The sequence below is a fragment of the Siccirubricoccus deserti genome, assembly GCF_014283215.1.
GTDB lineage: Bacteria > Pseudomonadota > Alphaproteobacteria > Acetobacterales > Acetobacteraceae > Siccirubricoccus > Siccirubricoccus deserti.
Genome location: NZ_JACOMF010000022.1, coordinates 1 through 19,568, shown reverse-complemented (window position 1 = coordinate 19,568; position 19,568 = coordinate 1). Strand labels below are relative to the sequence as shown.

Sequence of the window (19,568 nt, the reverse complement as noted above, 5' to 3'; positions counted from 1 at the left end):
ACCAGCGACCGCCCAGCGTCAGCGAAACCAGCGCCTGGCAGTTCGCCCGCTTGCCCCGCTACCTACAGTACTGCCGCTCAACGCCGACCGAGAGCGTGCCCTTCTTCGGCAGCGCCGTGTCATCGATCACCAGTGCCGCCAGTGCGGCGATTGACGTTGCGGAGGTTGGTCACGCCCGGATCGGCATTCCTGCCGTCCAGCGCGAAGGCCGGCGACGGCATGCCCCAGCGCGCCATCGTCAATTCGCGCCCGTTGAGCTGGTTCCGGGCGATGGGCGCGGCATAGTTTGGGAAGCCTCCGGGCAGCGGTGGCGGGTTCGACGGCGACCGGCACAGTAAGACGTCGTGGCTACGGGATGCACCAGGGTTCCAATCGGGATCCGCAGTTACCGCAGCACGATCCGCTTCCTGCTCGGGGAACAACCGTTCCTGAAACGCGATCCCCTACGCCACGTTGAGAGAGGCCGCGGCTCCCACCACGCTGCAATCGGGATACGCCTTCATACATCACCTTCAGACAGGCCGGGCTCCTCTCGACATGCCACCGCAGCCTTTCCCGATCGACACGAAGCCGAAGGAAGCGCCGAGCGCCCTCTCCCGCACGTCGACCAGCCCGGTCGCCGGTTCCATGCTCGCCACAGCGGCGCTTGATGGCATGGAACTCGGTGTCTACTGCGTGGACCGGGACGGCGCCTGCACCTTCGTCAACCGGGCGGGCTGCGCGATGCTTGGCTACGACCGGCCCGAGGAACTCCTCGGTCGGAACATGCACGACCTGATCCACCACACCCGCGCCGATGGGACTCCCTATCCGCAGGCGGAATGCCCGCTCCTGCGCACGGCTGCGGAGGGCCATCCGGTGCGGTTGGCCAACGAGGTGCTGTGGCGCAAGGATGGTTCCTTCTTCGTTGCCGAATACTCCTCCGCCCCGCTCCAGGCCGCTGGCGAGGTCATCGGCAGTGTCGTGACCTTCCGTGACCAGGCTGAACGCGCGGATGCGGAGGCGCGCCTCGCCGTGCAATACGCGGTCGGCCGGGTGCTCGCCACCGAGGCCAGGCTGGAGACCGCGCTGCCGCGGATCCTGCAGGCCATCGGCACCGGCTTCGGCTGGAACATCGGTGTCTTCTGGACCGCGGCGCCGGAGGGCGTCCTGCGCCCGGCCGCGAATTGGAGCGGGCCCGGCGTCCGGGCGGCGACGCTCGACCGGCAGACCCCGACGCTGCAGTTCCGGCCCGGGGAGGGTATGCTGGGGCGCGTCTGGGCCTCAGGGACCCCCGAGGCGGTCCCTGACCTGACGCGGGAGGTCACCATTCCGCGGCGCGCAGCGGCGCTGGCGGATGGCCTGCGCGCCGCCATCGGCGTGCCGGTGAAGGCGGGCGCGGAGACGCTCGGCGTGATCGAGTTCCTCGACCGTGAGCCGATCCACCTCGAAGCGGATCTTCGCGACGCGCTCGCCGCCCTCGGCCAGCAGATCGGGCATTTCGTGCGTCAGCGCCAGGCCGAGCAGACATTGCGCGAGCGGGAAGCGCAGTACCGCTTCATGGCGGACTCCATCCCGCAGCTGGTCTGGACCGCGACGCCCGAAGGCGCGCTGGACTACGTCAATGCCCGCTGGGTGGAGTATTGCGGGCTGCCGCCGGAGGAGGCGCTGGGCGCCGGCTGGAACAGCGTGATCCTGCCAGAGGACCTGCCGGGCATGGCCGCGGCCTGGCGGGCGGCGCTCACAAGTGGCGGCACCTATACGGCCGAGGCCCGCATCCGCGGCCGTGACGGAAGCTACCGCTGGTTCCTCAGCCGTGCCGTGCCGCTGCGCGATGCCTCCGGACGCCTGCTGCGCTGGTTCGGCAGCTCGACCGATGTCGAGGACGCCAAGCGGGCGGAGCGCGAACTCCGTCGCAGCGAGGAGCGCTTCCGCTCACTCATCGAGGCGACCTCCGCGATCGTCTGGACCACGCCAGCCTCCGGCGGGCTCGCCGGCGAGCAACCAAGTTGGTCCGCCTTCACCGGGCAGCTGCGGGCGGAGTACGAGGGCGAGGGCTGGCTCCAGGCGGTGCACCCGGAGGACCGCACCCATACCGCCGCGGCCTGGACGGCGGCGCTGCAGCGGGGCGTGCCCTACGAGACCGAGCACCGCTTGCGCCGCCGCGACGGTGAGTGGCGCCACATGGCGGCGCGCGCCGTTCCGATCCTTGCCGCCGACGGCACACTCCGCGAATGGGTCGGGCTGCATATGGACGTCACGGAGACGCGCCGGACGGAACGCGCGCTGCGCGAGAGCCGCGGACGGCTGCGCGCAGCCCTGCTCGCCTCCCGCACCGGCACCTTCCGCTGGGACATCCGCGGCAACATCTTCGAGGTGGACGAAGGCTTCGCCCGCCTGTTCGGACTGCCGCCGGACCAGCCGCCCCGTCCTATAGAGGAGCTGGTCTCCAACCATGTCCATCCCGACGACCGGGACCGGGTCGCGGCCGAGGTGGCACGCATCGTCGCCGAAGGCGGTGAAGTGGATCTGGAATACCGGGTGATCCGTGCCGACGACGGGGCACTGCGATGGATCTCCGGCCGAGGCGAGGCGGCGCGTGGCGCGGATGGGCGGCCGCTGCACATGATTGGTGCCATCGTGGACATCACGGACCGCCGCCGTTTCGAGGAGGAGCTGGTCTCCGCCAAGGAAGCCGCGGAGGAGGCGAATCGCGCGAAGAGCCAATTCCTCGCCAATATGAGCCATGAGCTGCGCACACCTCTTTCCGCGGTGATCGGCTACACTGAGCTGCTCGAGGAGGAGGTCGCCGATCTCGCCGCCGAGCATGCGGAGGAATTGCTCGAGGACATCCGCAAGATCCGCAGCAATGCCCGCCACCTGCTGGAGCTCATCAGTGACGTGCTCGATCTCTCGAAGGTCGAGGCGGGCAAGATGGAGGTCCAGCCGGAGGATCTCGATGCCGATGCCCTGATCTCTGAGGTGGCGGAGACGGTGCAGGCGCTGATCGAGAAGAGGGCGAACAGGCTGGTGCTGGATGTCGCGCCGGACGGGCTCGGCGCCATGCATTCCGATCCGGTGAAGCTTCGCCAGTGCCTGTTCAACCTGCTGAGCAATGCCGCGAAGTTCACGGAAGGCGGGCAGATCACGCTCTCGGCGCGGCGGCTGCCGGCCGCGGCGGACCGTGGGGAGCAGTTGGAGTTCCGCGTCCGCGACACCGGCATCGGCATGTCGCCGGAGCAACTCCGGAAGCTGTTCCAGCGATTCAACCAGGCCGACAGCTCCACGACGCGGCGCTTCGGCGGCACCGGCCTCGGCCTGGCGCTGACCAAGGCGCTCTGCCACCTGCTGGGCGGCGACATCACCGTGGAGAGCGCCTCCGGCGAGGGTTCCACATTCACCATCCGGCTGCCGGCCGATCTGCGGCAGGGGAGCGTCGCGGAGCCGGAACGGGCAGTCGCTATCCTGCCGACCAGCGGCGAGGTAGCCGGGACGGTACTGGTGATCGACGATGATGCGCCGACCCGCGACCTGCTCTCCCGCTTCCTGGCGCGCGAGGGCTTCGAGGTGCGGGCCGCGCCGGATGGCGAAACCGGTCTTCGTCTGGCGCGCGAGTTCAGGCCACGCGCCATCCTGCTCGACGTCATGATGCCGCGCGTTGATGGTTGGGCCGTTCTCTCGGCCCTGAAGGCCGATCCAGAACTGGCGGAGATACCGGTCATCATGGTGAGCGTCGTGCAGGAGAGAGGCCTCGCCTTCTCCCTCGGGGCCGCCGACTACCTGACCAAGCCTGTGGATTGGCCGCGCTTGAAGCGCGTGGTGGAGCCCTTCCGCTCCGCCGAGCCGCTCGGGCGCGTACTGGTGGTCGAGCACGATATGGCGACGCGCAATGAGATGCGGCACCTGCTGGAAGGCCAGGGCTGGTCGGTGACGGAGGCCGGGAGCGGCGAGGAGGCGATCCGGCGCATGGGCGAGGCCGTGCCGCGGGTCGTCCTGCTGGATCTGCAGGCGCCCGAGCCTGGCGGATTGACCTTCCTGCGGGAGATGCGCCGCCATGCCGAGTGGCGCGCCATCCCCGTGGTCGCCGTCACCGACCGGGAGCTGACGCCGGCGGAGCGCGAGCGGCTGCGGGGCCAGGTCCGGCAGATCGTGCAGGCTGAGGACGGTGTCCCGGAGGAGCTGGCGGTGGAGTTGCGGCGCATCGCCGCCGCCCGGCCCGGCGCCTCCGGGCAAGGCAAGGCGCAAGGAGAAGGATATGCCGAAGCTGCTGCTGGTCGAGGACCATGAGGAGATCTGGGACTTCCTGTCACGCCGGTTGCGGCGGCGGGGCTTCGAGGTGGCCCTGGCGCATGACGGCCAGGAAGGGGTGGACAAGACCCGCGCCGAGCGGCCGGACCTCGTGCTGCTCGACATGAACCTGCCGGTGATGGATGGCTGGACCGCTGCGCGTGCACTGAAGGCCGACGCCGCGACGGCGGGCATCCCCATCATCGCGCTTACGGCGCATGCGCTGGCGGGGGACCGCGACAAGGCGCTGGCCGCAGGCTGCGACGACTACCATCCGAAGCCCGTCGACTTCTCGCGCCTCCTCGCGCAGATCGAAACGCGGCTGCAGCCCGCCGCCGGCGCGGCCTCGTCGGCTTGAGCCCCGCCATGAAGGTGTCCGAGGCGATGAGCCGGGATGTCGAGTTCCTCGGCGAGGACGCGCCGGTAAGCGAGGCCGCGGTGATGATGGGCGAGCTCGAGGTGGGAGCGGTGCCGGTGGGGACGGCCGACCGGCTGCTCGGCATCCTCACCGACCGGGATATCCTCTACCGGGTGGTGGCGAAGGGGCTGGACTGCTCCGTGGTCAAGGTTCGGGAGGTGATGACACGCCCGGTGATCGGATGCGGCGAGGACGATGCCGTACCAGCGGTGATGGATATCATGGCGTCCCATCACATCCGGCGCATGCCGGTGCGCGACGCGACGGGGCGGACCGTCGGCTGGATCACGCTGGCCGACCTCTCGCGCCGGCTGCTGCTGGACAGCGGGACCTTGCAGAACGCGCTGCGGGAGATCACCGAGGCGCCGGCCTGAAGGCCCCCTTCAGGTGCGGTAGCGGCGGTTGAGGCTGTTGGTGACCTCCGCCGGCAACCCGAGCCGGGCCGCGAGGTAGTCCAGCCAGGCTTGGTTCACCCGGCTGCGCTGGTCCAGCGCCAGCAGCGATGCGGCATAGGCATGGGCGCCGAGATGCGCCTCCTGCGCCTCGCGCAGCAGTTGGCCGAGGGGCCGCGGCTGCCGCATCGCCTGGGGCAGCAGGCGCCGCTCCGCCTCCCCGGCGCCAGTAGCCGCCAGCGCCCGTTCGATCCGCTCCCGCTCCTTTGCATCCACCCCGCCATCGGCCTCGGCGGCCGTCGCCATCATGTGCACGAGGAGTTCGCGGCCGGACGCATCGAGGCTGCGGAGGTTGAGCGTCAGCGGGAACAGCGTTTGGTGCCGGTTCTGCAGCCAGCCATGCAGGACCTTGACGGCAAGGGCCTCCATCAGGATCCGCTGCGGCTCCGGGCCCCGCGTCTGACGCTGCGCAGGCGGGGCTGGCGGGGCCGTGGTCGGGAGGGCTTCCGCTGGCCGGCCAAGCACGTCCTTTTCAATGACACGCTGCTGTCCGTCACGACCTGGAGCAAGCGTGAAGAGACGGATGACGAGCTGCCACGCGCTGACCATGTCGGGATGCCCTCGTCCTGCGGCGCATCGCGCCTCCTTTGGCGCAACGGCAGATGAGGAGCGGCGTTCCCAGGGCCGCCCGCGAAGGAACCCGGCACGCGCCACCCGGTTGCTGCACCTGTCGATGCCACGGGAGGCCTTCGTCCGGCGGCGGATCGAACGGCCCGTCGCGTCGCCAGAGGAAGCTGCCGTCATGACATTCCACCGCACCCTGTGCTCACCCAGGTGCTCTCCAGATGGACGCCCGCAGTGACCCTTGACCAGGCGCTCGCCTTCGGAATCATCGGTCTCACGGTCCTGTTCTTCATCTGGGGGCGGCTGCCCTACGATCTTGTCGCGCTCGCCGCGCTGTTTGCGGGCGTGGTCGCCGGCATCATCCCGGTCGAGAAGGCCTTCGCGGGCTTCAGCGACGATGTGGTGGTGATCGTTGCCGCGGCATTGCTCGTCAGCGCGGCCGTGTCCCGCTCGGGCGCGGTCGAGACGGCGATGCGTCCTATCCTGCCCTATCTGGGTACGGCCAGCACCCAGGTGCCGGTGCTGGTGGCCTCCGTCATGGTGGCCTCCGTCTTCACCAAGAACATCGGCGCGCTCGCCATCTTCATGCCGGTCGCGCTGCAGCTGGCCCGGCGCACCGGCACATCGCCCTCCAGCCTCCTGATGCCGATGGCCTTCGCCTCACTGATCGGCGGCCTGGTCACCATGATCGGCACCTCGCCGAACATCCTCGTCTCCCGGGTGCGGGAGGAGATCACCGGGCAACCCTTCGGCATGTTCGACTACACGCCGGTCGGCGCCGGGATCTGCCTTGCCGGGATCGGCTTCCTGGCCTTCGGCTGGCGGCTGCTCCCAGCGGGTCGCAAGGGCGGTGCCTCCATGGACGCGGCCTTCACCATGGAGGACTACACCACCGAGGCGCAGCTGCCGGCGGACTCGCCGGTGGTCGGAAAGACGGTTGCGGAGCTGGAAGCGCTCGGGGAAGGCCGGGTTGCCGTCGCCACGATCATCCGCGAGCGGTTCCGTCGCTACGCACCGACGCCGCAATGGGAGTTGAAGGCCGAGGACGTGCTGCTGCTCGAAGGCGAACCGGAGGATTTGGAGCGGATCGTAGCCCGGGCGCGGCTGCGCCTCGCCGGGGAGAAGGGCACGGCCAGCAATGGCTCGGTGGAAGAGGTGAGCGTCATCGAGGGCGTGGTCACCGGCGACAGTGCGCTGATCGGCAGCACGCCGGCCCAGTCGGCGCTGCGCGAGCGCTTCGGGGTGAGCCTGCTCGCAGTCAGCCGCAGGAGCCAGCGGATCACTCAGCGGCTGAACGCGGTACGCTTCCGTCGTGGCGACGTGCTGATCCTGAAGGGAGCTGGCAGCGGGCTGCCTGAAGCGCTCGGCACGCTCGGCGTGCTGCCGCTGACCGAGCGCGACGTCGCATTGGGGCGCCGGCGGCGCAGCTATGTGCCCGTCGCGGTCCTCGGTGTCGCCATGGCTGTGGTGGCGCTGAACTTGGCCCCGGTGGGGATCGCCTTCTTCGGTGCCTCTGTGGTCCTGCTGCTGCTGCGCTCACTCAGCATGCGGGAGGCCTATGATGCCATCGAATGGCCGGTCCTGATCCTGCTAGGCGCGCTGATCCCGGTGAGCGAGGCGATCCAGAGCACGGGCGGATCGGACCTGATCGCTGGTTGGCTGTCGGGCATGGCGCAGGCGCTACCGCCGATGGGAGCGCTGGGGCTGATGATGGTTTTCGCCATGGGGGTGACGCCTTTTCTGAACAACGCGGCGACAGTGCTGATGCTGGGCCCGATCGCAGGCAGTCTCGCACAGCGCCTTGGCCTCAATCCGGACCCCTTCCTGATGGCCGTCGCAATCGGCGCTGCCTGCGACTTCCTCACGCCCATCGGGCACCAGTGCAACACGCTGGTCATGGGACCGGGCGGATACCGCTTCGGCGATTATTGGCGGCTGGGCTTGCCGCTTTCCGTCATCGTGGTCCTGGTCGGCGTGCCGCTTATCGCATTCGTGTGGCCAGTGAGACCCGGCTGAATGGTGCCTCGGTCCCCCGCGCGTGTCCGATGCATTCAGTTCCCGGCGGAGGTCTCCCACCCCGCCACCTGGCTGTACCACCTGTTCAGTCTGCGCCTGCGGGACATCAGGCTAATCCTGGCTGAGCGGGATGTGGTCGTCAGCCACGAGAGCATCCGTCGCCGGTGCCTCCGCTTCGGCGCCGACTGCGCGGCCAAGCGGCGCAGGCGCCAACCGGGGCCAAGCGAGACCTGGCGCCTTGGCGGCGCAGTTCCGTCCAAGGCCCTCCATCATCTCGGCAGCGTGACCTGCGCGCAGCCTTGCCGCAGGGAAGCGCGAGGGCCTGTTCTCCTGACAGCAGTCAGGATCTCGATCCGCCTGTCGAAGCCGACGATGAGACTTACGCGAAGGCTACATCCTACGGAAGTTGCCTGGTGACGCTGCTCAGGCCTCGGTTCGTGTTCCCGACGCGCTGCCGAGTTCTACCACGACGCCTTCATCGGGCCCGAGGCGCATTGCACCGCGGATCGCCTCACCGCTTCGAGTGAGGTGGGTGGATAGCAGGAGCCGTCCAGAGGGTGCGAAACCCACCAGTTCCCGCCGACGGTTGCCCAGGTTCAGGGCGATGCGTAGGCGGCGGCCGGTGACCTCGTCCCGACGTTCATAGGCCAGCACCTCGTCCGCATCAGTTGCAACGGAGGCGTAAGCCCCGACCGACAGCCCGGGCTCGGCGCGACGAAGCGCGAGGAGTGCCCGATAGAGCGACAGCACGGAGGACGCATCCCTTGCCTGTGCCGCGACACTTGCCGGCCGCCCGTCCTCGGACAGCGGCAGCCAGGGCTCGGCGGCGCTGGTGAAGCCGGCACCCGCGCCGGCCTCCCATGGCACCGGTGTCCGCACCGGGTCGCGTCCGAGGCCTAGCCCGGGCACACGACGTTCCCAGGGATCCTGCACGCGCTCCGGGGGGATCGGCACGTCGGTCATGCCGATCTCCTCGCCCTGGTAGATCGTCGGCGTGCCGCGCAAGGTCAGCAGCAGCATGGCGGCCACGCGTGCCTGTGCCGGACCCAGCCGGCTGGCGATGCGCGAGCGATCATGATTGCCAAGCACCCAGTTCGGCCAGGCGCCAGGCGGCAGCGCCGCTTCGTAGCGCTCGATGAGGGCGGCGATCGCGCTTGCCTTCCAGGGTGTCGAGAGCAGGTGGAAGTTGAAGGGCAGTTGGAAGCCCGAGAGTTCAGCGCCGTAATAGGCCATCAGGCGGTCGATCGGCAGATAGGCCTCGCCGATCAGGACACGCTGGTCGGGATAGCTGTCAGCGATGCGGCGCATGGCGGCGACCGCCTCCTGCACCTCCGGCTGGTCCATGGTATGGGTGCGGATCAGGCGGCGTGCCGGCGACAGGCCAGGCCGCCATTCGGGATTGGGCGGATTATCGCGCAGCCGCTCATCCTCGAACAGGTGGTGGATGGCATCGATGCGGAACCCGTCCACGCCACGGTCCAGCCAGAACCGCAGCACATCCAGCATGGCCTCTCGCACCTTGGGGTTGCGCCAGTTCAGGTCCGGCTGTTCCGGCAGATAGGCGTGGTACCAGTACTGCCCGGTCGCCGTGTCGAGCGTCCAGGCAGGACCGCCGAACTCGCTCAGCCAGTTGTTGGGCGGGCCGCCATCCGGCGCGGGATCGCGCCAGATGTACCAGTCGCGCCTGGCGTTGTTGCGGGAGGCGCGGCTTTCCACGAACCAGGGGTGGCGATCCGAGCTGTGGTTCGGCACGTAATCGAGGATAACGCGCAAGCCACGGGCATGCGCCGCCGAGACCAGGCGGTCGAAATCGGCGAGCGTGCCGAAGGCCGGGTCGATGCCGGTGTAGTCCGCCACGTCGTAGCCGAAATCCGCCATGGGAGAGGGATAGACCGGGGAGATCCAGACCGCGTCCACGCCGAGCGTCACGAGGTGGTCAAGCCGCGCCAGGATGCCGGGCAGGTCGCCCACGCCGTCACCGTTCGAATCCTGGAAGGAGCGTGGATAGATTTGGTAGATCACCCCGCTCTGCCACCAGGCGTGGCCCGGGACGGCCATGTTCAACCGGCGGCCATCGGCGAGCGGTCGAGCTGCGCCAGGAGGTCTGCCGGATCGCGGAAGATGGCGACACAGCCGGCCTCCCGTGGCGCCACCTGGGAAACGTCCGGGGCAGGCTTCGAATGCGCCGCATCATCCGATGTGGTGGCGCCGTCGACCAGATCGTCCACGCCGAGGATTTCCCGGTACCGCTTGATTTCCTCGCCCTTGGTGGAGCTGGCCAGGATGATGCACTGGCCGGCGGCGCGCAGCCACTGGAACAGCGGCCGCACGTCGGGGAAGGCGTGGGCACGGCCAAGATAGTCGCGCAGGAACAGCGCGGTGCGGGCGGCGTCGATCTCTGCGCCGCGCTGCTCGACCTGATCGCGCGACAGGCAGACCGGCATCGGCTGGTCGCTGCCCTTGCCAATCTGGCCGCGCACGGCCTCCGGCGCGAGCGCGTGGCCAAAGCGCCGGAACGTCTCGACCCAGGAGGCGGCATGCGGGTCGTTCATGTCGATCAGCGTTCCGTCCACATCGAAGATGACCGCCTCGATCATTGCGCATCCTTTGCCGACGTCTGCTGTCCGGCAACCGGACCGCGCACCGTAAGTTCCCGTCTGGCGGCAGGTACCGCGAGGAGGTGAGCATGGCCCCCGTTCCGCGCATCGGCTTCCACGCCTCGCATGAGCAGTTCCCGCCCTCGGAACTGCTCGCCCTGGTCCGAGAGGCGGAGGCTGCAGGTTTCGACTGTGCCATGTCCTCCGACCATTTCCGTCCCTGGGGCGCGGCGCAGGGGCATTCTGGCTTCGCCTGGTCATGGCTCGGCGCGGCGCTGGCATCAACACGGCTGCCGGTCGGCGTCATCTCGGCGCCGGGCTACCGTTACCATCCCGCCATCATCGCGCAGGGCGCGGCGACATTGACAGAGATGTTCCCCGGGCGCTTCTGGCTGGCCCTCGGCAGCGGCCAGCGGCTGAACGAGGACATCACCGGCCTCGCCTGGCCGGAGAAGGCCGAACGCAATGCCCGCCTTCGCGAATGCGCCGATATCATCCGCGCCTTGCTTGGCGGCGAGACGGTGACGCATCACGGCCGGGTCACCGCGGTGAATGCGAAGCTCTACAGCCGCCCCGCCGAACCGCCGGCGCTGCTCGGCGCCGCGGTGACGGAGGCGACGGCGGAAGCGGTCGGCGCCTGGGCAGACGGGCTGCTGACCGTCTCCGCCGAGCCCGCCCAGATGCGGAAGGTGATCGAGGCCTTCCGGCGCGGCGGCGGCGAGGGCAAGCGGCTGGTGGTCCAGGTCGGGCTGAACTGGGCGCCGACCGAGGCGGAGGCGCTGGCCGGTGCGCATGAGCAATGGCGCACCAATGTGCTGGGCGGCGAGGTGAATTGGGAGCTGCGCACGCCGGAGGACTTCGACACGGCGACGCGCTTCGTGAAGCCCGAGGAGATGCGGGAGTCCGTCTGGATCTCTGACGATCCCGGCTGGCACGCCGCCCGTCTTACCGAGTTGCTTGAGCTCGGCGTCGAGGAGATCCATCTGCACCAGGTCGGCCGTAACCAGAAGGCGTTCATCGAAGTCTTCGGCAAACACGTGCTGCCGGCGCTGCGATGATGAGCGCTGAGCCCCGGCTGCTTTGGGCCGCCGGCGCCAAGCTAGGCGAAGGCGCACTCTGGGACGACCGCATCGGTCGCCTCTGGTGGGTGGACATCAATGGCCGCCGGCTGCACAGCATGGACGAAGCAGGGAAGGAGCGCGCCTCTTGGGAACTGCCGCAGGAGCCCGGCCATGCCGCGCTTACCGGAGACCCGGAGCAACTGATCCTCGGCCTGCGGTCGGGCCATTTCCTCTTCGCGCCGCGGTACGGGCACCTCGAGGCCCTGGCGGTGCCGCAGAGGCATTCGGCACGCCACCGGCTGAATGACGGCAAGGTGGACCATGCCGGGCGGCTCTGGTTCGGCACCATGCACGAGGCGGAGCAAGCCGGCGAAGGCGCGCTGCACCTGCTGGCGCCGGGGCGCCAGGCGGCGCGCATCGCCGGCCCCTTCACCGTCCCGAACGGCCCCGCCTTCACCGCCGATGGCGCCATCATGTACCTGGCCGACAGCCCGGCCCGCCTGGTGCTGGCCTTCGATATGGAAGATGGCCGTCCGGTGCGTCGGCGCGAGCACCTGCGCTTCTCCGAGGATGAGGGCTTTCCCGATGGCATGACCTTGGATGCCGAGGATGGCCTCTGGGTGGCGCATTGGGGCGGTGGCCGGGTCTCCCGCTTCGCCGCGGACGGGAGCCGCGCCGGCAGCATCCGGCTGCCGGTGCGGGATGTGACCAGCTGTGCCTTTGGCGGGGCGGATCTGCGCACGCTGTTCGTCACCACGGCGAGGGGCAACGGACGCCCCGATGAGGGCCCCGCCGGCGGCGTCTTCGCGATCCGCACCGCGGTCGGCGGCCTACGCGCGGGGCGCGTGCTGCTCGGCCAGCCAGCCGCGGGCACGGATCGCCCCGATGCCTGCCATGCGCATCCTCCAAAAGCACCGGCACGCGCCACCGAATAAAAAGCGCTGCGGTGGGTGCAGACCCCGCCGCGCCATGAGTTCAGGAAATGCCCCGCGCGATGTCTGCACGAACGCGCCGGTGCTGCGCCGTACCCGCCCGTCCTGCGTTCCGGCCGGCGGCATGCGAACCGAATGCGGCATCGGCCCCGCCGCCATCGCCATCCGTCCTCCCCTGAGCCCGCAGGCCACAGTACCGGGCCCTGCCAGCTGAGTCGGCGATGCGCACTGCCGAATAGCGGTCGGACCGGAACCGGGCAGCGTGGAAGTCGTTGGAACAGGATATTGCAGCGCAGCATAAGTCGCCCGCCACACCATCATCGGCAGGACATCTCATGACCGCACGAAACGACGCCCGCGTCGTCGTCATCACCGGCGCCTCCAGCGGCATCGGTCGCGCCACCGCGCTTGCCTTCGCCCGGCGTGGCGACAGTGTTGTCCTTGCCGCCCGTCGCCTCGAGATGCTGCACGAGGTCGCGCACGAATGCGACGCGCTCGGCGCCAGCGCCCTTGTGGTGCAGACCGACGTCGCCGACGAAGCGCAGGTCGAGGCGTTGGGCCGCGCCGCGCTGCACCGCTTCGGCCACATCGATGTCTGGTTCAACAATGCCGGCGTCGCCGCCTTCGGGCGACTGGAAGCTATCCCAACCGAGGCGTGGAAGCGGGTGATCGAGATCAACCTGTTTGGCTACCTGCACGGCGCCAGGGTGGCGATGCGGCAGTTCCGCACCCAGGGCCATGGCCTGCTGGTGCAGAATGCCTCGATTGTCGGCCGCACCGCAAAGCCGGACGGCACGCCCTACGCTACCAGCAAATTCGCCATTCGTGGCTTTTCGGAAGCACTCCGGCAGGAGGTGTTGGATCAGCCGGCGATCCGCATCTGCACCGTGCTGCCCTCGGTGATCGACACGCCCTTCTTCCAGCATGCCGCCAATTACAGCGGCCGCCGCGTACAGGCCGCGCCGCCCATCTACACCGCCGAAGAGGTGGCGGAGACCGTGGTCGGCCTGCTCGCGCAGCCGGAGGCCGAGGTGATCGTCGGTGGCTTCGGCAAGATTGCCGCGGCGCAGGAAAGGCTGGCGCCAACGCTCGCCACTTGGTTCACCGGCCGCGCTCTGCACAGCGGCTTCCTGGCGGAGGAGCCGAGCGGCGACAGCCCCGGCGCGCTGTTCGCGCCGGTGGAGGATGGGCGCGGCGTGGAAGGAGGCTGGCGCGCGGCGGCCGGGGCCGGCGGGGCGCCGCTGGCGACCGCCACCAGCCTGGCGGCGCTGCCGCTGGACTTCATGGCGTTGCCGCTGCGCCTGCTGGATCTCAGCCTCACGACGGGGTTCCGCCTTCTGGAGGCGATGGCCCCCGCCGCGCGCCCCGGCCCGGTCTCGAAGTAGCCGCCTTGGACATCCAGCCCCCCGCCGGCATGCGGCCCCGGCGCGCGCTGGTACTTGCCGGCGGCGTGGCGCTGGGGGCGTTCGAGGCCGGCGCCTATGCCGCGCTGGAGGAGGCCGGCGCGCCGCAGCTCGACATCCTGGTCGGCGTCTCGGCGGGCGCGGTGAATGCCGCGATCATCGCCGGCAACCCGCCGGGCGCCCGGGCGGCGGCGCTGCGGCGCTTCTGGAACCGGGCGGGGACCGACCCGACGCCGGCGACGACCTTCCTGCTCGGCCCGCCGCCGCCGGCCGGTGCGTGGCGTGCCGCCTACAACGAGGCGAGCGCACTGCAGACCCTGCTGCTTGGCAACCCACTGATGTTCCGGCCACGCCTCGCCCCCGGTCCCCGCATCGGCCAGGCGCCGGGGCTGTTCGACCTGGAGCCGCTGCTGGCGCAGCTACCGGAGTTTGTCGATTTCGAGCGGCTGAACAACGGCGCGTGCCGCATCGTCATGACCGCCATTGATGTCGAGACCGGCGAGCGGGTGGTCTTCGACACCTCGGCGGGCACGCGCATAGGCCCGCGCCATGTTGTCGCCTCCTGCGCGCTGCTGCCGGTCTTCGCGCCGGTGGAACTCGACGGCCGACTGCTGGGCGATGGGGGGCTGGCGTCCAACGTGCCGCTCGACCTGGCGCTGGAGGCGCCGGCGGACCAGGCGCCGGGGGCACCGCGGAATGCTGCGCTGGATTGTATCTTCATTGAGCTTTTCGCCCCTGCGGGCAGCCGGCCACGCACGCTCGGCGCCTCGATGGCACGGGCTGCCGATCTTGGCTTCGGCAACCAGACGCAGCGTCTACTGGAAGGGCAGGCGCGCGAGCGGCGGCTGCGGGCACTAATGAGGTGCTTGGCGGCACGGCTGCCGGATGATGCCCGCTCCGCGCCGGAGATCGCCGCGGCGCTTGCCGAGGCCAGACACGACCCACCGCTGACGCTGGTGCGGATCGGCTACCGCGCCGGCCGCGACGAGGCCGGGCCGGGCAAGCTGTTCGACTTTTCCACCACCACCCTCACCGACCGCTGGGAAGCCGGCGCCGAGGCGATGCGGCAGGCGCTGCAGCGGTTGCAGGCACCCGCTTCAGCCATCCCCCTGGCGGAGGACATGCTGTTGCACGAGGTCGAGGCGCGGACGATGCCGTAGCCAAAACGGTATGGCCGCATAGACCTGTGTGCTGCATGGGCTTCGGGTCGCGCTGCCTAGTTTGACGGAGCGAAGGCTCCCTGCCACCCCCTCCAGGTTATCGGCCGGGATACGGGCCCGGCGTCGATCCTGCTCCAGCCGCTTCGCCGCCCAGGCGCGCGACAAGCGCGCGAGCTAACAGTCTGGCCGTGTCGGCAGCCCCCATGGCCTCGGCCGCGGCCAGGGCGCTCAGGCCGGCGGCATCGCGCAATTCCGCATCCGCGCCCCGGGTCAAAAGCAATTCGACGATCGCCGTCCGATTGAACATTGCGGCCAGGATCAGCGGTGTGCGCCCACCATCGGCCCGGCCATCCACGGCGGCACCGTTCTCAAGCAACAGGCGCACCACCTGCAGGTCGCCCTTGAAGGCCGCGCCAGCCAGTGGCGTTTGGCCGCGATCATTGGCAAGCCCGGGGTCCGCCCCCCGGTCGAGCAGGATGCGCACGGTCTCCGCCTGCCCGTGATAGCTGGCCAGCATCAGCAGGCTGTCACCTTTTTCATTGCGCAGGTTGGGCGGCAGGCCCATCGCCAGCAGCTCATCAAGTTCCCGCGATTGGCCGCCGCGCGCATATCCGAAGACGCGCGATGCAAATGCAAGCGTCGCGGCATCCAGCTCCTGCGGCGGACCCTCGGTCTCGTCATGCATAAGGCATCTCTTTTCGGCAGCAGCGGGATAGGACCGGTGGAAGCCGCCCTGCAACGACAGGACGGCTCCCGGCGACGGGTGACTACTCCGCGGCCTTGGGCTGCGATTGGCCGGGCTGGGTCCCGGCTGCTTCCTCCGCGCGGCCACTCGTATAGGTCGGGCCCTCGCGGCGTTGTCCGGGGGCAGGCTTGCCCGGAAGCGGCGGCAGCGCCTTCGCGCGCTCGATGTCAATGCCGGCCGCCTGCGCCACCCGCGTGCCGTAATCCGGGTCACAATGCCAGAAATGCCAGACCATGCGGAGGGCGATCTCTTCCGGGCAGGCCTGCATGTCCGCGCCCAGGTTGGCGATCAGGTCATCGCGTTCCCAGTCTTCGAAGGTGCGGTAACGCTCGCCCGCCTGGCGGTAATCATCCTGGGTGCGGGTCGTCTGGTAGCGGCCGAGATGGCCCTCGACCCATTGGTGGTAGTCTCGACCGGTCCGCGGCGCCTCCTGCAGCCCGCCCTGGGAACTGGGCTCGTAGTTGACGTGCTTGTTCGGGCCGGCCTGGTCCACATAATAAGCCATCTGCCCGCCCTGCTGGTTGGTGCGCACCTGGGCACCCTTGGCCGCATTCACCGGAAGCTGCAGGTAGTTTGGCCCGACACGGTACCGCTGGGTGTCCGAATAGGACAAGGTCCGCCCCTGCAGCATCTTGTCATCCGAGAAGTCGATGCCGTCCACCAGCACACCCGTGCCAAAGGCGGATTGCTCGGTCTCCGCATGGACGTTGTCCGGATTCCTGTCCAGCACCATCCGCCCCACCGAGAGGAGGGGGAACTTGTCCTCCGGCCAGCGCTTGGTGTCGTCCAGCGGGTCGAAGTCGAGCTCGGGGTGCTCGCCATCCTCCATCAGTTGCACACAGAACTCCCATTCAGGGAAGTTCCCGCTCTCGATTGCCTCGTAGAGATCCTTGGTCGCATGGCCGACCTCCTTCGCCTGGATCTCGGCGGCTTGTGGGGCAGTCAGGTTCCGCACGCCCTGCTTCGGAACCCAGGAGAACTTGGCGAGATGCGCGACGCCCTCCGGATTGATTAGCTTGTAGGTATTGACCGACGAGCCTTCCATTTGACGGTAACTGGCTGGAATACCCCAAGGGCTTTTCACCCAGGTCACCATGTGCAGCGATTCCGGGTGGTGCTGCACGAAGTCGTAGAAGCGCCAGGGCTCCTGCCGATTGGTTACCGGGTCCGGCTTGAAGGCGTGGATCATGTCCGGGAATTTTATGGCGTCGCGGATGAAGAAGATCCGCAGATTGTTTCCCACGAGATCCCAATTGCCGTCCTCCGTATAGAACTTCACGGCGAAGCCACGGGGGTCGCGCGCCGTCTCCGGACTGTCCTTGCTGCCGATCACCGTGGAGAACCGCACGAAGAGTGGCGTGCGGTGACCGGGCTTGGTCAGCACCTTGGCACGGGTGTACTTTGTCGCTGGCTCGTCGCTGATCTTGCCGGTGGCTTCGAAGTAGCCGTAGGCGCCCGTGCCGCGGGCATGCACGACCCGCTCCGGTATCCGCTCCCGGTCAAAGTGGGTGATCTTCTCGATGAACTGGTAGTTTTCCAGCGTTGCGGGACCGCGTTCGCCGACGCTGCGCAGGCTCTGATTGTCGATGACGGGGTGGCCCTGCCTTGTGGTGAGGATAGGGCTCTTGTCGTGACCGCTCATGTGCTGTCCCTTCAGGAGACGGTGGCGCAACCTTCACGCAAATGGATAGCCACGGATGCCATTCCGGGAGCGCCCTTGATTCGGCACGATTATGCCGGGAAATATCGGTGGGCCTCGCTACTGGCATGTGATGGCGAACGCGGTGGCACCAGCGCCGTTTTTTTCATAAGCGTGTTCTATGCCCGCCTAATCAAGGCAGACCGCGTTTGTCTGCGGCTGCCGATTGCGTCGATGATGGCGCGTCAGACGCCCGTGGGGCCAGACGGAGGCCCGCGCACCACCACAGAGGGCGCTCAGCCCCTTCGCCCTGAAGAGCCTCTTGCAGATCGTGACGGTCGGCGGCCAGCCTCGGCCCATCGACGTACCGACGACATGCCGCTGCTCTGGGCGTTGCGGGACCTCATTGGTTTCAATCGCCCTGATGCTGGGAAGAGTGCGGGGCACGAGTGGATGGACGCAACGGAAGCCCTGGGCGGCGCCCTGGCCTGCTCCCGTGCCTCGCGCCACGAGGAGTGCGGGCCGACGGCAGGTCAGGGCCGCGGAACAATCACCCGGTACACGCGAACGCCGCGAGTGCCGGCGAGTTAGGGGCTGACCGGAGGGACGTGAGCAGGGAAGGCCAAGAATCCGTCTCCGTCCCATCGTCCGCGCAGAGGCTCAGCCATGAGTGCCCTCCATTTCACCGCGCTGCTTCTCGCCCTGCTCGGACCACTGCTCGCTTTGGCGCAACTGCTCCGCCTGCCGGCAACGCTGTTGCTGTTCGCCTCGGGCCTGGTGACGGCCTTCCTTCCGGGCCTGCCGCCGCTGCAGATGGACCCGCAGATGTTGATGCTGCTGTTCCTGCCGCCGATCCTCTATGCCTCGACCGCGCGAGTTACGTGGCATCTGCTCCGCCATACCCTCATGCCTGGCGCGCTCGCCGGGGCGGTCGTCGCGCTGACGACCATGCTGGCCGTCGCCGCCGTGGCGCATTGGCTCCTGCCGAGCCTCGGGTGGCCGTCATCGCTGCTGCTCGGCGTCATCGCCGCGCTGTTCGATACCCGCCTGTTCCACGAGGCAGTTGGCCGCCCCAAGGTGCCGCGGATAATCGCGGACAGGTTGAAGGCGCGCGAGATGGCCGCGCGCGTCGTCGCCCTCGCCGGCTTCGTGCTGGTGCTGCAGACGCTGACCGAGGGCCATGCTCCATCGGCTGCCGACATGGCGTTAGGCTTGGCCTGGTCATTGCTCGGCGGCGCCATCGCGGGGCTTGCTATCGGCCGTGCGGTGGTCTGGCTGCGTGCCTGGGCGGAGCCGCCCCCGGTCGAGATCGCCATCTCGATCGCCACCCCCTATCTCTGCGCCCTGGCCGCTGCTTGGCTTGGCCTCTCTGTCGTCGTGCTCATCATGGCTGCCGCGCTCACCGTCTCGGCGGCACGGGTAGACCGGGAGACGGGTGCGCCGGGCACTTCGCCCGAGGCGCTGATCTCTGCCGTGGCATTCTGGGAAGTGGCGAGCCTGCTGGTTTCCTCGCTCCTCTATTTCCTCGCGGGCCGTGCCCTGCTGGGGGCGCTGAGCGCGCTCGACGACTGGCCGCTCTGGCACACCGCAGGTGCCGCTGCCGCTATCCTCGTCCTGGTGCTCGGCATCGAATTCCTGGCCGGCCTGGCATCGGCGGTGGAGCCGCGTGCGGCTGGGGCGACACGGCGGCGGGTCGTGGCGGCGGCGGTGCTGGCCTGGGCATCCACCCGCTCGGTTATTGGCCTGATAGTTGCCCTTTCGGTACCAGCCGTGCCCGGCATCGCCACGGAGCGCGACCTCGTCCTGGTGGTCGCCACGCTGGTAGTGCTCGGCTCGGTGCTGGTGCAGGGCATGACGCTCGGCCCGGCGGTCGGCGCCGCGGCACTGGGCGACGCCACGGAAGAGCAACAGGAACAGGAACTGGCCGTCCGCGCGGCCAGGGACGCTGCGGCGGAGGCGGGCGAAGGGGGGGATACCTTCGCCGCCGCTCGCCGTGCCTCCATCCGGCTACGCGAGGAGGACCGCATCGGCGACGAGGTGCTACACAAGACCCTGCGCGAGACGGACATCAAGGCTCGGGCGTCCGAGGGACCTGCTGCGGCTCTTCCCGGTGCCGGTCCCCCCAACCCGTGACGCTGCTGGCCAGTCAGTGCAACTGGCTCGGTCCAGAGAATGCTCGATTTTGGACTAGGGCGGAATCCGATCATTCTGGTTCATAGCCTGCGGCGGTGAAGTAGTTTCGGCACTCTTCCGGGGTAAAGCGTGGCAGGGCGTCGCGGATGGCATCCCAGAGCCCGTCGATGGTCCGCGCGGCG

At 69.0% G+C, this 19,568-nt stretch carries 15 protein-coding genes and 2 pseudogenes; 9 read left to right on the top strand and 8 right to left on the bottom strand.

From position 1 onward, the window contains the following. Positions 1-61: 61 nt before the first annotated feature. Positions 62-139 (bottom strand): annotated as a pseudogene (locus tag H7965_RS17145) (transposase); the annotation flags it as partial. Beyond that, on the bottom strand, positions 120-422 hold the full coding sequence (locus tag H7965_RS31770; protein ID WP_186771811.1) for a hypothetical protein: 303 nt from the start codon (positions 420-422) through the stop codon (positions 120-122). The gene H7965_RS31770 and the pseudogene H7965_RS17145, both read right to left, overlap by 20 nt. A gap of 115 nt (positions 423-537) precedes the next feature. Here H7965_RS31770 and H7965_RS17135 point away from each other — a divergent pair, with 115 nt between their 5' ends. Genes H7965_RS17135 through H7965_RS17125 form a run of 3 tightly spaced genes read left to right on the top strand, consistent with a single transcriptional unit; the run spans position 538 to position 5,058 of the window. Beyond that, on the top strand, positions 538-4,266 hold the full coding sequence (locus H7965_RS17135; RefSeq protein ID WP_186771810.1) for a PAS domain S-box protein: 3,729 nt from the start codon (positions 538-540) through the stop codon (positions 4,264-4,266). Then, on the top strand, positions 4,235-4,624 hold the full coding sequence (locus H7965_RS17130; RefSeq protein WP_186771809.1) for a response regulator: 390 nt from the start codon (positions 4,235-4,237) through the stop codon (positions 4,622-4,624). The genes H7965_RS17135 and H7965_RS17130 overlap by 32 nt, the downstream gene beginning before the upstream one ends. Positions 4,625-4,632: 8 nt before the next feature. Beyond that, positions 4,633-5,058 carry a CBS domain-containing protein gene (locus tag H7965_RS17125; protein WP_229682680.1) on the top strand — a complete coding sequence of 142 codons (426 nt, stop codon included), beginning with the start codon at positions 4,633-4,635 and terminating at the stop codon, positions 5,056-5,058. Between the two features lie 9 nt (positions 5,059-5,067). Here H7965_RS17125 and H7965_RS17120 read toward each other — a convergent pair whose 3' ends face one another. Then, entirely contained in the window at positions 5,068-5,505 is a 438-nt protein-coding gene (locus tag H7965_RS17120) for a DUF533 domain-containing protein (RefSeq protein ID WP_186771808.1), read from the bottom strand. A 429-nt stretch (positions 5,506-5,934) separates the two neighbouring features. On the opposite strand from H7965_RS17120, the gene H7965_RS17115 reads away from it, so the two are divergent. Then, the gene (locus tag H7965_RS17115) at positions 5,935-7,716 is read left to right on the top strand and encodes an SLC13 family permease (RefSeq protein WP_186771807.1); all 1,782 of its coding nucleotides are present in this window, start codon (positions 5,935-5,937) and stop codon (positions 7,714-7,716) included. 423 nt (positions 7,717-8,139) lie between these two features. On the opposite strand, the gene H7965_RS17110 is transcribed toward H7965_RS17115, so the two are convergent. Both H7965_RS17110 and H7965_RS17105 read right to left on the bottom strand, forming a co-directional pair. Further along, the gene (locus tag H7965_RS17110) at positions 8,140-9,738 is read right to left on the bottom strand and encodes an alpha-amylase family glycosyl hydrolase (RefSeq protein ID WP_229682681.1); all 1,599 of its coding nucleotides are present in this window, start codon (positions 9,736-9,738) and stop codon (positions 8,140-8,142) included. Positions 9,739-9,776: 38 nt separating this feature from the next. Continuing rightward, positions 9,777-10,313, bottom strand: coding sequence for an HAD family hydrolase (locus H7965_RS17105; protein ID WP_186771805.1), 537 nt, complete (start codon positions 10,311-10,313; stop codon positions 9,777-9,779). Between the two features lie 89 nt (positions 10,314-10,402). Here H7965_RS17105 and H7965_RS17100 point away from each other — a divergent pair, with 89 nt between their 5' ends. The 4 genes from H7965_RS17100 to H7965_RS17085 all read left to right on the top strand — a co-directional run bounded on the left by H7965_RS17100 (position 10,403) and on the right by H7965_RS17085 (position 14,869). Then, positions 10,403-11,371 (top strand): TIGR03885 family FMN-dependent LLM class oxidoreductase, encoded by a 969-nt coding sequence (locus H7965_RS17100; RefSeq protein ID WP_186771804.1) that lies wholly within the window; start codon positions 10,403-10,405, stop codon positions 11,369-11,371. After that, positions 11,371-12,309 (top strand): SMP-30/gluconolactonase/LRE family protein, encoded by a 939-nt coding sequence (locus H7965_RS17095; protein ID WP_186771803.1) that lies wholly within the window; start codon positions 11,371-11,373, stop codon positions 12,307-12,309. Before H7965_RS17100 ends, H7965_RS17095 begins: the two co-directional genes overlap by 1 nt. A gap of 332 nt (positions 12,310-12,641) precedes the next feature. Next, a complete protein-coding gene (locus H7965_RS17090) occupies positions 12,642-13,691 on the top strand; it encodes an SDR family oxidoreductase (protein WP_186771802.1) in 1,050 nt (349 codons plus the stop codon). Positions 13,692-13,696: 5 nt separating this feature from the next. Continuing rightward, positions 13,697-14,869 carry a patatin-like phospholipase family protein gene (locus tag H7965_RS17085; RefSeq protein WP_186771801.1) on the top strand — a complete coding sequence of 391 codons (1,173 nt, stop codon included), beginning with the start codon at positions 13,697-13,699 and terminating at the stop codon, positions 14,867-14,869. 97 nt (positions 14,870-14,966) lie between these two features. On the opposite strand, the gene H7965_RS17080 is transcribed toward H7965_RS17085, so the two are convergent. Both H7965_RS17080 and H7965_RS17075 read right to left on the bottom strand, forming a co-directional pair. Next, positions 14,967-15,554 (bottom strand): ankyrin repeat domain-containing protein, encoded by a 588-nt coding sequence (locus H7965_RS17080; protein WP_186771800.1) that lies wholly within the window; start codon positions 15,552-15,554, stop codon positions 14,967-14,969. A gap of 82 nt (positions 15,555-15,636) precedes the next feature. Next, positions 15,637-17,256 (bottom strand): catalase, encoded by a 1,620-nt coding sequence (locus H7965_RS17075; protein WP_186771799.1) that lies wholly within the window; start codon positions 17,254-17,256, stop codon positions 15,637-15,639. A 663-nt stretch (positions 17,257-17,919) separates the two neighbouring features. Here H7965_RS17075 and H7965_RS17070 point away from each other — a divergent pair. Beyond that, complete coding sequence (locus H7965_RS17070; RefSeq protein ID WP_186771798.1) at positions 17,920-19,386, top strand: cation:proton antiporter domain-containing protein; 1,467 nt, start codon at positions 17,920-17,922, stop codon at positions 19,384-19,386. 70 nt (positions 19,387-19,456) lie between these two features. Here H7965_RS17070 and H7965_RS31000 read toward each other — a convergent pair. Then, positions 19,457-19,568: pseudogene (locus H7965_RS31000) on the bottom strand (IS630 family transposase); the annotation flags it as partial.